Source organism: Streptomyces sp. 549 (assembly GCF_030124175.1).
GTDB lineage: Bacteria > Actinomycetota > Actinomycetes > Streptomycetales > Streptomycetaceae > Streptomyces.
In genome coordinates, this window is the sequence record NZ_JASKMT010000009.1 from 189,048 (window position 1) to 201,126 (window position 12,079).

Here is a 12,079-nt window from a genome sequence, read left to right on the forward strand (position 1 = left end):
CCATGGGGGACGTGATGGAGATTCCGCGCGGAAGCTTGTCCCAGCAGACGTTCTTCGAGCAGGTCGGAGGCGAGCAGACGTTCCGGCGGCTCGTCCGGCGCTTCTACGAGGGGGTCGCGGGCGACCCGGTGCTGCGCCCGATGTACCCGGAGGAGGACCTCGGGCCCGCCGAGGAGCGCCTCGCGCTGTTCCTGATGCAGTACTGGGGCGGCCCGCGCACCTACAGCGACGACCGGGGCCATCCGCGGCTGCGCATGCGCCACGCCCCGTTCCGGGTGGACCGGGCCGCGCACGACGCCTGGCTGAGGCACATGGGCGACGCCGTCGGTGAACTCGGTCTGGAACCGGCGCTGGAGAAGCAGCTGTGGGACTACCTGGTCTACGCGGCGGCCTCCATGATCAACACTGACGGCTGATCCGGGGACGGGCGCCGGAACTCACGGTTCCGGCGCCCGCCCCCGCATCGGCGCGGCAGGCGCGGTCAGCGCGGGGTGACGGACAGCCCCGCGGCGGGCGACGGCGCGGAGCGCACCGCCACCGAGCCGTAGGGCGTGTGCAGCCGCAGCCAGGTGCCGGTGGCGAACAGTCCGGCAGGCTCGTCGCCGGTGAGGAAACCGAGGGCGTGCGCCGCGTGCACCGCGCGCAGCGGCAGCCCGGTGCGGCCCAGCGGGCGGGACCAGATCTCCTCGGCCAGTGCGTCCAGCCGGTCCCGGGTGCGGTCCTCGGCGTCCAGTTGCTCGGTGCGCTCGCGGAACTCGGCCACCGCGGCGGTCGCCACGGTGCGGACCGCGTCCGCGGGCAGCTCACCGACCCGGCTCCAGCCGCTGCGCGGGGGCAGCACCCCGGCCCAGGGCGGGCCGGTGACGGCGGCGGGCGCGGTCAGCGTGCCGCGCCGCTCGTCGACGGCCTCCAGCAGCTCCCCCGCCGACACGGTGGTGTCCAGCTCGACGGGCGTGCGCAGCCGCGCGGTCCGGATGGCCAGCACCTCGAACCGCGCGGGCCGCGCGAAGACACCCGCGACCTGCCCGCCCGCCTGGATGCGCACTGCGGCGTTCTTCTCCCAGCGCAGCAGCCGCTCCAGGAACGCGGCGAGGCCCGCCGCGCCCCCGGGGTCAGCGAATACGAGTCGCTGGGCGCTCATGGACCGTGTCATCCAGGTACGTCTCCAGGAAGGACTTCTCCTCGGCGGTGAGCCGGCGGGGACGTTCCTCCTTCAGGTTGTAGGGCACGACGACCGTCGCCGCTCGGACGTAGACGGTGTCGGCGTCCTTGATCTCGTAGGAGATCGTCAGGGACGCCGCACCCATCTTGGAGACCCACGACTCCACCGTCACCGGTTCGTGGCGGTGGACCAGCGGGCGCAGGTACTCGATCTCGTGCCGGGCCACGACGGACCCGCCGGTGAACGCGTCGGACCGGGCGTCCCGCGCCAGCCGGAACATGAAGTCGATGCGCGCCTCTTCCAGGTACCGCAGGAAGACGACGTTGTTGACGTGCCCGAAGGCGTCCATGTCCGACCAGCGCAGGGGGCACTGGTAAAGATGCCGCACGCTCAGCCCCGGGTCAGCTTCTTGTAGGTCGCCCGGTGCGGACGTGCCGCGTCCGGGCCGAGGCGCTCGACCTTGTTCTTCTCGTACGACTCGAAGTTGCCCTCGAACCAGAACCACCGGCTCTCGCCCTCGTAGGCGAGGATGTGCGTGGTCACGCGGTCCAGGAACCACCGGTCGTGGGAGACGACCACAGCGCAGCCCGGGAACTCCAGCAGCGCGTTCTCCAGTGACGACAGCGTCTCGACGTCGAGGTCGTTGGTCGGTTCGTCGAGCAGCAGCAGGTTGCCGCCCTGCTTCAGGGTGAGCGCCAGGTTCAGGCGGTTGCGCTCACCGCCGGAGAGCACACCTGCGGGCTTCTGCTGGTCCGGGCCCTTGAAGCCGAAGGCGCTGACGTAGGCGCGGGAGGGCATCTCGACCTGGCCGACGTTGATGTAGTCCAGCTCGTCGGAGACGACGGCCCACAGCGTCTTCTTCGGGTCGATGTTGGCGCGGGACTGGTCGACGTAGGAGATCTTGACGGTGTCGCCGACCTTGATCGAGCCGGAGTCCGGCTCCTCCAGGCCCTGGATCATCTTGAACAGCGTGGTCTTGCCGGCGCCGTTGGGGCCGATGACGCCCACGATGCCGTTGCGCGGCAGGGTGAAGGACAGGTCGTCGATGAGGACCTTGTCACCGAACGCCTTGGAGAGGTTGTCGATCTCCACCACGACGCTGCCCAGGCGCGGGCCCGGCGGGATCTGGATCTCCTCGAAGTCCAGCTTCCTGGTCTTCTCCGCCTCGGCGGCCATCTCCTCGTAGCGGGTCAGGCGCGCCTTGGACTTGACCTGGCGGCCCTTGGCGTTGGAGCGGACCCACTCCAGCTCCTCCTTGAGGCGCTTCTGCCGCTTGGCGTCCTTCTGGCCCTCGACCTTCAGCCGGGCCTGCTTCTTCTCCAGGTACGTCGAGTAGTTGCCCTCGTAGCCGACGGCACGGCCGCGGTCCAGCTCCAGGATCCACTCGGCGACGTTGTCCAGGAAGTACCGGTCGTGGGTGATGGCGACGACGGTGCCGGCGTACTTCGCCAGGTGCTGCTCCAGCCACTGCACGGACTCGGCGTCCAGGTGGTTGGTCGGCTCGTCCAGCAGCAGCAGGTCCGGGGCCTCCAGCAGCAGCTTGCACAGCGCGACGCGGCGCTTCTCACCACCGGAGAGGTTCACCACCGGCCAGTCGCCGGGCGGGCAGCCCAGGGCGTCCATGGCCTGCTCCAGCTGGGCGTCGAGGTCCCAGGCGTTGGCGTGGTCCAGGTCCTCCTGGAGCTTGCCCATCTCCTCCATCAGCGCGTCGGTGTACTCGGTCGCCATCTGCTCGGCGATCTCGTTGAACCGGTCGAGCTTGCCCTTGATGCCGGCCACGCCGTCCTGCACGTTCTCCAGGACCGTCTTCGACTCGTCCAGCGGCGGCTCCTGCAGCAGGATGCCGACGCTGTAACCGGGTGAGAGGAAGGCGTCGCCGTTGGAGGGCTGCTCCAGACCGGCCATGATCTTCAGCACGGTGGACTTGCCCGCGCCGTTGGGTCCGACCACACCGATCTTCGCGCCGGGCAGGAAGCTCAGGGTGACGTCGTCGAGGATCACCTTGTCGCCGTGCGCCTTGCGCGTCTTGCGCATGGTGTAGATGTACTCAGCCAAGAGAAACCGTCCGGCTATGTGGAGGTGGGCAGATGAACCCATCCTGCCGTACCGGACGCCTCCGGCGGAAACCGGGAGCCGCCCGGCGGCGGCCGGGCGGCGGCACCGGAACCCGGCACCGCCGCCGCTCAGCCGCCACTCACTCCTGGTCGGACGCCGCCTGCGGCTCCCCGCCGCGGTTGCTGCGGACCATGTAGACGGCGCCGGCACCGAGCACCAGCAGGCCGACCGCGACACCGATCAGCAGCGGTGCGTCGCTGCCCCCGCCGGTCTCCGCCAGGTTGACCGGCCCGGTGTTGCCGCCGACGGTGACGGGCGCGGTCTGCACCGACGGCCCCTCCCCCTCGGCGTCGCCGGTCCCGGTGCTGACCGTGGCGCAGTCCAGCACACCCGCGAAGGTCTGCTGGTAGCCACCGGGTCCCTCGACCGTGATCCGGTACGCCTGGTCCTCCCCGACGGGCACGGTGACGGTGCCCGTCTCACCGGCGGCCACGGTGTGGTCGTCCTCGCCGATGGTGAAGGTGAAGGGTTCGTCGCCCTGGTTGGCGACGGTGAGGTCCAGGCCCTGCGCGGCGCAGTTCTTCTGCGCCGACACGGCCGGGACCGGGCCGCTCGCCGCCCAGTTCGCGGTGGCCGTCGCGGTGACGGTGGCGTCGCTCGACCCGGCGAGGATCTGCGTCTGGCTGGTGGCGTTCTCGCCGATGCCGGTGAAGGCCCGGCCGACCGGCACCGGGGTGACCGTCTCCACGGTGACGGAGGTGGAGCCGTCGGGAGTGTCCTCGGGGACGTCGAACCACACCTGGGTGCCGTTGCGCACCGAGGTGACCGGCTCCCCGTCCGCGTCGACCACGCGCACCCCGCGGGCGGCGGCGTCGGGCGCCGGGGTGAGGCCGGCGCTGCGCGCACCGGTACGGACGGTGACGGGGCCGAGCCTGCCGCCGGGCTGCCCGGAGACGGCCGGCGGGTCCAGGGTCAGCGACGCTTTCGGCTCGGCGGTGTCACGGGCCGCCTCGTGCAGGTGGTCGGCGAGCTTCTCGGCGTTCGGGTCGGCGGCGGAGACGTCGGCGCCGTCGGAGTAGCGCCAGATGGCGACCTGCGTGCCGGCCGCGGCCGTCTGCGGGGTCAGGTGGCGGGCGCCGGACGCCTTGGCGAGCGCGGCGAGGTCGTTCACCTGCGGGTAGGAGTGCTGGAGAATCCAGCGGATCTTGCCCGCGTCGGGGTTGTCGTGCAGGGAGGACGTCTTCCAGGGCACCTCCTGGTAACGCGCCTGCTCCTGCGTCGGGTTGTGCATGTCGATGCAGTACGACTGGAGGCTGCCACCACCGGCGACGGACATCTCGAACAGGCCGGCGCCCGTCTCGGTCGTCTCGCCGCCCTCACGGATGATCGCCTGGTCGTAGATCCTGAGACCGTCCAGGGTGGCGAGCGCGCCACCGGGTTGCGGCCCGGCACCCGTCGACGGGCCGGCCGACGCAGGCGCGGCGCCCACAGCCATCGCGGCCGCCGCCAGCAGCCCCGAGGCCAGCGCGGCAGCCACGCGCCGGGTGGTCGCCCGTCCGCGTATCAAGATCATGCGTGTCTCCTCGTCAACCCCGTGAGTCTGCTCGGGATCGTATGGAGGCAGGCGGACCACGATCCCCAACTTTCACAGCTGCCACGCGTACCGACTCGGAATCGTTATCGTCGAATGGCCAGAAGCCGGACATCGGGGACCAGTTGCGGCACTCGTCGAAACGCTCCGTCACACCATGGGGATACGTGTACCCGGCAGTGCGGTGTTCACCGCCACCCGCCTTCGCGGTGGTTGTGCCCTGGCGTGCGACACCGGACAGGCAACGGGCCTGCACAGGATGCCTGTTCAAGCGGACGTGCCGCGCCCGGACCCAGTCGGCGCCCGGACGCGTCCATGCTCGGACGCACCCGGCGACCGGCACCCGGCACTCGGCACTCGGCACTCGGCACTCGGCACTCGGCGACCGGATGCGCGTGCGCGACCGGCTGTTGGCAACCGTCCGGCTGTTGGCGACCGGCCGTGCGCAGCCGCCCGGATGTGCCGGGGGCCGCGCACGGCCGGTCGCGGGCGGCCCGACGTACGCGTCAGCCGGAGGCGCCGCCGCAGGGGCTCATGCCGCGCTCGGGGCCGCCCACCGCCACGACGTACTGGCCGCGCACCTCGCCGTAGCGCATCAGTTCCGCCGCCACCGGCTCCAGCACCCGGGCCCGCCCGCACCCGGCAGCCCGGCGCCGCAGCCGCAGTTCCTGCTCCCACCCGTAGGCACGGGCGGGCGCCCCGGCGGCGACCCGGCAGCCCCACGCGAGCAACGGCGACACCACCGCGCCGCCGGCCAGCAGCGTGAACGGCAGCCACGGCCCGGAGCCGACCACGCCCAGCAGGATCGTCAGCAGCCAGCCCAGGCCCAGCAGTTGCAGGGCGGTCAGGGCCGCCTGCCCGGCGGCTGCCGCCGCCCACCAGCGCGGGCGCGGCGGGCCCTGCGGCTGGGCGGCGCCGGCGATCGCCTCGTCCAGTGCCGTCGGCAGGCTCGCCGCGCCCCGCCACGCCGCCTCCCGTACCGCCCGCGCCCACGGCTCGGGCAGTCCCCGGGTCGCGTCGGAGGCCAGGGTCCGCACCGCCTGTTCGACCACCGGGCGGGCTGCGGGGTGCGGGGCCTGCGGGTCGGGGTCGGTGGCAGTTGCCGGTGCCGGCAGCTCACCGCGCCGGGCGGCCTGCCGCCGCGCGTGGCCCCGGACCAACGCAGACCACGGCGTGCCGCAGGCCCGGTCGGCCTCCCGCAGCCAGAGCCGTTCCGCGGTCTGCCCGACCGCACCGGCCCCGGCGGCGTCGCCCAACCGGTCCTCGAACGCCTCGCGGACCTCCTCGGTCAGCCCTTCGGGGCCGTGCGGATCGTCCTTGACGTAGACCGGGCGCAGTTCGGCCAGTACCGCGTCCACGTCGGCGGCCAGTCGCCGCGCCGCCGCGACCCGGCCGTCCACCAGCTCCGCGAGGGCGTCCCGCAACTCCGGCACCCCGTCGCCGGTGAGTGCGGACAGCGCCAGCACCTGGGCGCCCGGCTCGCCGTGCTCGCCCAGCGCCATGCCGTCCTCGTCGAGCAGCCTGCGCAGGTCCGCGACCACCTCGTCTGTGGCGTCCCCCGGCAACCGGTCGATCTGGTTGAGCACCACGTGGGTGACCTCGGCGTGGCCCGCGTAGGGCTTGAGGTAGTCCTCGTGCAGGGCGGCGTCCGCGTACTTCTCCGGGTCCACCACCCAGATCACCGCGTCCACCAGCCTCAGCATGCGGTCGACCTGCACCCGGTGGTCGGCCACCGTCGAGTCGTGGTCGGGCAGGTCCAGCAGGACGAGTCCGCGCAGCCCCAGGTGGTGGGAGTCGCGCAGGTGGGCCCGGCGCCGCGAGCGCGGCGGCACACCGAGCCGTTCCAGCAGGCCGTCCGCGCCACCGGACCGTTCGGTGGCCTCCCAGACGCAGGCCACCGGTGCGGCCGTCGTCGGCCGCCGCACGCCCGCCTCGGACAGCTGGGCGCCGGCCAGCGCGTTGAACAGGGTCGACTTGCCGCTGCCGGTGGCGCCCGCGATGGCGACGGTGGTGTGCGCGCGGGACAGCCGGCCGCGCGCCGCGGCCTCCTCCAGGACCCGGGTCGCCTCCTGGAGCGTCTCCGGCGACAACCGGGTGCGGGACAGGCCGACCAGTTCCCGCAGTGCCGTCAGCCGCTCCCCCAGCCCGACCTCCCGGCCCGGAGCCACCGACGGCGGAGGCGCCACGGGCAGGGGCGGGAGCAGCGGGGACGGCTCGGCGGTGCGCGACGGCGCGGGGGCGGGCAGTGCGGGGGCCGACGGCGTGGGCGGCGGCAGGGGGTCGGGGGCCACCGGGACCGGGGCTGGGGTCGGGGCTGGGGCTGGCGTCGGGGCTGGGTCCAGTAGGTACTCGGGCTCTCCGGTGGGGGGCGCGTCGGGGAACGCGGCGAACTCCGGCAGGCGGGGCCCGGTACCGGCCGGCGCCTCGGTGTGGTCGAGCCTGCGTACGTGGTCGAGCGTGCCCGTGTGGTCGAGCGTGCCGGAGCGGCCGAGTGGGTCGGCGTGGGCGGGGGGCGCTCCCGCGTGCGGTACGGGCGGCGGGTACAGCTCCGGTGGCGTGGGCGGCGGGGCCACGGGGTGCAGCGGCGGCACCAGGTCGAGCGCGGCGAGTACCGCGTCCTGGTCGCCGTCGGCCTGCGGGCCGGACAGCTCCGGCTCCGCGACCGCTCCCCGGCCGTCCGGCGGGAGCAGCGGCAGAACCGGTTCCTCGGCGCGTTCCCGCGGTCGTGACCGGCGCGCGATGAGGCCGTCGTCCCAGGTACGGTCTCCGCCCTCCGGTGCCTGTTCGGGCGTGTTACCGGCACGGACGTCACCCGGCGTTCCGGTCACCTCGGTCACCTCTCCTTCTGCAGTCGCGACAGCGCGGCGATGAGTTCCACCTGCTGCTCGGGGCCGGTCTCCAGTTCCTCCAGGGGGGCCAGCCGGCGGTCCCGCTCGGCCTGCAGCACCTGGGCCACACAGTCGTTGAGCACCTCGGTGCCGCGGGCGCACAGCCGGGCGGCGGCGGTCGAGCCGAGTGCCTCGGTCAGTGCCTGCGTCGCGCCGAGCCGGCGCGGCCCGCCGAGCAGCGCCGCGGCCAGCAGCGCCGCCGTCTCCTCGGCCGTCTCCGGACCCCCGCAGCTCTCCCGGTACGCCTCCTCGGCGAACTCCTCGACGCAGCGGTGCCAGCGGCGCACCAGCAGGCCGATGCGCTCCTGCGTGGTGACGACGTCCCCGCACACGTCGTCCGGCACCCCGGCGGCGCCCGGCTCGTCCCGCCAGGCCACCGCGATGCGCTCCTCGGCTGCCGACACGGCACCCGACAGCAGGGCCACCAGGCCGTCGGTGCAGGCCCGCAGCAGCTCGTCGCCGCCGCTGTCGACGGGGAACCCCCGCCAGTGCGCGTCGGCCTCGCCCGCCAGCAGCTCGCCGGCGGCGAGCTGGCGGCGGACCCGGACGGTGGCCTCGTCGTATGCCTCGTCGACGTGCTGCATCAGCCGCAGCGCCGCCGCGTGCTGGGCGGCGACCGCCGCAGCCAGGGCGGGCACCCGCCGGCCCAGCGAGTCCAGCACGCCGTAGGCGGTGCGGCTGCCGGCGACGGCCCGTGCGTTGGGGTCGGTCACCCGGTGGGTGAGCCACACCCGCAGCGGCCCGACCGCGCTGGCCGGGAGCAGACCGGAGTTGCCGCTCGCCGACTCGGGCAGCTCGGGAACGGTGAAGCGCGGGATGTCGCCCAGACCGGCCCGGTCGAGCAGCGCCGCGTAGCTGCGGGCCACCTCCACCGCGATCTGGTGCGGGACCCGGTCGAGCACGGTGGCGAGGGTGACGTCGAACTCCTTCGCGGACCGCAGCAGGTGCCAGGGCACCGCGTCGGCGTACCGGGCGGCGGTGGTGACGAGCACCCAGATGTCCGCGGCGCAGATCAGCCGGGCCGCCAGGTCCCGGTTGTCGGCGACGAGCGAGTCGATGTCAGGCGCGTCCAGCAGGGCCAGCCCGGCGGGCACCGACTCGTCGGTCTCCACTCGAAGCGCGAGCGTGGACTCCTCCCCGTCGGCCGCCGGTTCGGTGTCGAGGCCGGTCCGGCGCGGGTCGAGGTCGCGGGGGTCGAGGTCGCGGGGGTCGCCGTGCGCGCCCTGCTCGTCCCCGCCGACCGGGTGGCCGTCCTCGGGCAGTGGAGTGCGCACCCGTTCCAGGCGCGGCAGCAGCCAGCCGCCGGTGAACCAGTGCCGGTCGTCGGGATGGCACACCAGTACGGGGGTACGGGTGGTGGGCCGCAGCACGCCGGCTGCCGTGACCCGCCTGCCCACCAGCGAGTTCACCAGCGTCGACTTGCCGGCGCCGCTGGACCCGCCGATCACCGCGAGCAGCGGCGCGTCAGGTTCCCTCAGCCGCGGAACGAGGTAGTCGTCGAGCTGCGCCAGCAGCTCGGCCCGGGTCCGGCGCGCACGTCCGGCGCCGGTCAGCGGCAGCGGAAAGCGGGCAGCGGCGACGCGGTCGTGGAGCGCGACGAGCGCGTCGAGCAGTTCGGTGCGTGCTTCCAAGATCGCCACATAGTGAAGAATGCCCAATAATGAGGCGTTTTTGAAGCGCATTCCGGCAAGAACGACCCGTTTTGCCCCGTGCGGCAGATGGGGCCGTAGCGGCTGCGGGCATAACGAGTGCACAACACCCGCCCGGGTCGCCGCGCAAACCGGTGCACCGCTCGCACTAGCCTGCGATTATCGGAGCGCTTCACTGAACCTCCACAGGTCGTCGCGGGCGTGAAGCAAACGGGAGCGACCGCACAGACCCTTATCCTGTTGCGAGCAAGGTCCTCCCGGGGGCTCCGCCCGTCCGCGACCGAGACCAGCCCCCGTAGCTCAGTGGATAGAGCAGGCGCCTTCTAAGCGCTTGGCCGCAGGTTCGAGTCCTGCCGGGGGCGCCCACACCGCAGCACCCGGCGACCCTCCGTCCCGGAGGGTCTTTTTGCTGGTCAGCGGCACGTTAGCGAACCCGGCGTAGCAGCCGCGTAAGCGCCGGACCGGCCCCGGGCGACCACGAGACCGGTCCGGCACTGTCCGGCAAGCGCTTGGCCGCAGGTTCAAGTCCGGCCAGGGTTCGTGTGCCGGAACGATGCGGCGAAGCTGGCAGCCCTACTCGTGGCCCGTGGGGGCATACATGAAGGTTCCGGACGATGACGAGCCCGCGCTCGACGCAAACGCGTGAGCGTTCCGCGCTGCCCCTGTGCACATCATCGCCAGGCAAGCGCCCATTGCTGTCCACGATCGTTCACAGACACCCTCGACAGCGGGGTTCCAGTCTCGACTGACGGATGCCTGGCTGCCAGTCCTCGTCCAACACCTGGGCAGCCGCACGTGGGTCCATGAGATTGGACCAAGCCTGTTCGGCCGGGAGCAGGTCCCGCTCGGGCAGGGCGTACTCCGGGTACCAGCCTTCAGCCTCGCAGCCGGGGACGTTGCGCAGGATCAGCACAGTCAGGTTCGACGGTACGGAGCCGGAGCCGGTGATCCGGACGGCGAGGTAGGTTTCGTGGCCGTCATCCGCACGCACCTGAAGGCCAAGGTCGAAGGTGTCGAACTCGCGTGTGTGCTCACGGCCGTCGCGCAGCGTGGCATGCGCCAGGTCCAGCAGAGCCGTCCGCAGGCGGCGCACGAAGCGGACACCGGCCTCGGCGCGGTACCGGACGTGGTCCTCGCGTGCGGGAGGAGGTGAGCGGTGTGCGTCGCGTCTTCAGCCCGTCACCATGTCCCGCGTTGTAGCGCGCCCGGGCGGCGCGTCCCTCGGCCTCCAGGGCTGCGTAGAAGTCATCGCCCGAACCGTCCTCGCGCCGACCCGCCGCGACCAGCCACGGCAGGTCGGCGTCCAGCCATACCGCGCCGCGCCACCGCTGCACCTTGACCTTGAACAGCACCCTGTCGTCCACGGAACGAATGCGCCCGTGCTTGCGGCCCTCGTCCGCAAACTGCTCGGAAGCCTTGGCCAGGACCGGGTGGTCGACCTCGTCCAGAGGCGCCGTGATCGGCGGCACCGCGAGGCCCAGATCCTCGCGCGGGCAGCGCAGCGTCGGGCGGGCCGGTAACAGCGGGACCGGTCCGCTCACTCCTCGATACCCCCGACCGCGTCGATCTCCTCCGCGGTCAGTAGTCGCTTTCTGCGTCCCCGCTGTCGAGCGCGCTGGATACCCAGCTCGCGCGCGTGCTTCCCGTACGGGCCACCAAGCCAGGATGACCCTGGCGGGAGGGGCACCCCCGGGGCCGGGTCAGTGGACGGGGTGGGAGGGCCGGTTGTCGGTGTGGCCGCAGACCCAGGCGAGAGCGTCGCTCACTCCCCGGAGGTAGTCGCGGGGGATATTGCGCTGGGTCGCGTCCTCCATCTGCACGGTCGCGGCGTCGGCCTCGGCGGTGAGCGTTTCCATGGTGGGCTCGCCCTCCGTGGTCCAGGCGGTGACGGGCGACGGGTCGCCTCGTCCCAGCGCCCACAGCAGCCCCGCCATCGCACCCCGTGTGTACTGCGTCTGCCGGTCCGGTCCCGCCGATGCCGTCTCAAGCCGCCGGAAGGCCTCCTCGGCCTGGTTCCGGTCTCGTACCCCCACCATCTCTCCCGCCCTCCTTCTGTGCGTACGCCGCTGACACCCCTGGCCGGGCGCGCGTACGGGTCTGCGGTAACGCCTATCCGCCCCGCCGCCACCCATGCGCCGCGCCGCCGAGCAGTCGTGGCAGGCCCGGGTCTGCGGGCCGCCCGGGTGGCACCAGAGGTCCGGTGGGGCTCAGGAGGTCGGCGAGGGATCGGCGGCCGTGCGGTGGCGGGGGCTCGCGGCATGGCACCGGTGCCGTCGGGCAGGCGGAGGTGATGGGAACACTGAAGCGATGGGAAGAGGCAGTGGAACGCTGGGAGGACGCCGTGGTGGCCCGGATCACCGGCAGTGATCCGATCGAACTGCTGGACGCCCTCCGGCAGGAGTGCGACGACCGCGCGGTCGTGTGCAGCCAGAGCCGCGTGGTCGTGCCCAACTGCTACGACGTGGAACTCGTGGAGGAGGTGCACGACGAACTGGTCCGGCAGGGCGGCGAGGTGGGCCAGGAGCTGACGGACGTACTTGCTCGCCACGGCGAGCTGAAGCGCTACGAGTGGGCCGGTCCGCTCACCGTCCACGTGGCGCGCTGCACCGAGGCGGCGAACGGCCGGTACCGGATCCGCAGCAGCGCGACGCCGAACGTGCGGGCCGGCGAGGCGGGAAGGCGAGGCGGAGGGGCGGACACCCGCGGGTGTCCGCCCCTCCGCCTCGCCTTCCCG

The 12,079-nt window shown here is 73.0% G+C and carries 10 protein-coding genes and 1 tRNA gene; 3 read left to right on the plus strand and 8 right to left on the minus strand.

Features of this window, described 5'->3' with window-relative positions; genetic code table 11:
* Nucleotides 1–11: 11 nt before the first annotated feature.
* Entirely contained in the window at nt 12–416 is a 405-nt protein-coding gene (locus QNO07_RS13630) for a globin (protein WP_283992163.1), read from the plus strand.
* Between the two features lie 65 nt (nt 417–481).
* On the opposite strand, the gene QNO07_RS13635 is transcribed toward QNO07_RS13630, so the two are convergent.
* From QNO07_RS13635 to QNO07_RS13660, 6 genes are all read right to left on the minus strand, one after another.
* On the minus strand, nt 482–1,141 hold the full coding sequence (locus QNO07_RS13635) for a DUF8185 domain-containing protein (RefSeq protein ID WP_283992165.1): 660 nt from the start codon (nt 1,139–1,141) through the stop codon (nt 482–484).
* Nucleotides 1,113–1,550: an acyl-CoA thioesterase gene (locus QNO07_RS13640; protein ID WP_283992168.1), complete on the minus strand. Its 438-nt coding sequence runs from the start codon at nt 1,548–1,550 to the stop codon at nt 1,113–1,115. Before QNO07_RS13640 ends, QNO07_RS13635 begins: the two co-directional genes overlap by 29 nt.
* A gap of 2 nt (nt 1,551–1,552) precedes the next feature.
* Nucleotides 1,553–3,217, minus strand: a complete 1,665-nt coding sequence (gene ettA / locus QNO07_RS13645) for an energy-dependent translational throttle protein EttA (RefSeq protein ID WP_283992170.1) — start codon at nt 3,215–3,217, stop codon at nt 1,553–1,555.
* Nucleotides 3,218–3,356: 139 nt separating this feature from the next.
* The gene (locus tag QNO07_RS13650) at nt 3,357–4,790 is read right to left on the minus strand and encodes a Cys-Gln thioester bond-forming surface protein (RefSeq protein ID WP_283992171.1); all 1,434 of its coding nucleotides are present in this window, start codon (nt 4,788–4,790) and stop codon (nt 3,357–3,359) included.
* Between the two features lie 524 nt (nt 4,791–5,314).
* Nucleotides 5,315–7,636, minus strand: coding sequence for a GTP-binding protein (locus tag QNO07_RS13655; RefSeq protein ID WP_283992173.1), 2,322 nt, complete (start codon nt 7,634–7,636; stop codon nt 5,315–5,317).
* A 5-nt stretch (nt 7,637–7,641) separates the two neighbouring features.
* Nucleotides 7,642–9,327 carry a dynamin family protein gene (locus tag QNO07_RS13660; protein WP_283992199.1) on the minus strand — a complete coding sequence of 562 codons (1,686 nt, stop codon included), beginning with the start codon at nt 9,325–9,327 and terminating at the stop codon, nt 7,642–7,644.
* A 307-nt stretch (nt 9,328–9,634) separates the two neighbouring features.
* Between QNO07_RS13660 and QNO07_RS13665 the strand changes: the two genes are divergently transcribed.
* Nucleotides 9,635–9,707 (plus strand) — tRNA-Arg (locus QNO07_RS13665).
* Nucleotides 9,708–10,054: 347 nt separating this feature from the next.
* Here the strand turns inward: QNO07_RS13665 and QNO07_RS13670 are convergent.
* Nucleotides 10,055–10,438, minus strand: coding sequence for a hypothetical protein (locus QNO07_RS13670; RefSeq protein ID WP_283992174.1), 384 nt, complete (start codon nt 10,436–10,438; stop codon nt 10,055–10,057).
* A gap of 607 nt (nt 10,439–11,045) precedes the next feature.
* Nucleotides 11,046–11,381: a hypothetical protein gene (locus tag QNO07_RS13675; protein WP_283992175.1), complete on the minus strand. Its 336-nt coding sequence runs from the start codon at nt 11,379–11,381 to the stop codon at nt 11,046–11,048.
* A gap of 254 nt (nt 11,382–11,635) precedes the next feature.
* On the opposite strand from QNO07_RS13675, the gene QNO07_RS13680 reads away from it, so the two are divergent.
* The coding region (locus QNO07_RS13680) for a DUF3662 domain-containing protein (protein ID WP_349636831.1) at nt 11,636–12,079 on the plus strand (444 nt) is incomplete at its 3' end.

Bases quoted from the DNA above. Each gene is read 5' to 3' on its own strand.
- QNO07_RS13675 (WP_283992175.1), bottom strand. From the start codon at position 11,381: ATGGTGGGGGTACGAGACCGGAACCAGGCCGAGGAGGCCTTCCGGCGG.
- QNO07_RS13650 (WP_283992171.1), bottom strand. From the start codon at position 4,790: ATGATCTTGATACGCGGACGGGCGACCACCCGGCGCGTGGCTGCCGCG.
- QNO07_RS13635 (WP_283992165.1), bottom strand. From the start codon at position 1,141: ATGAGCGCCCAGCGACTCGTATTCGCTGACCCCGGGGGCGCGGCGGGC.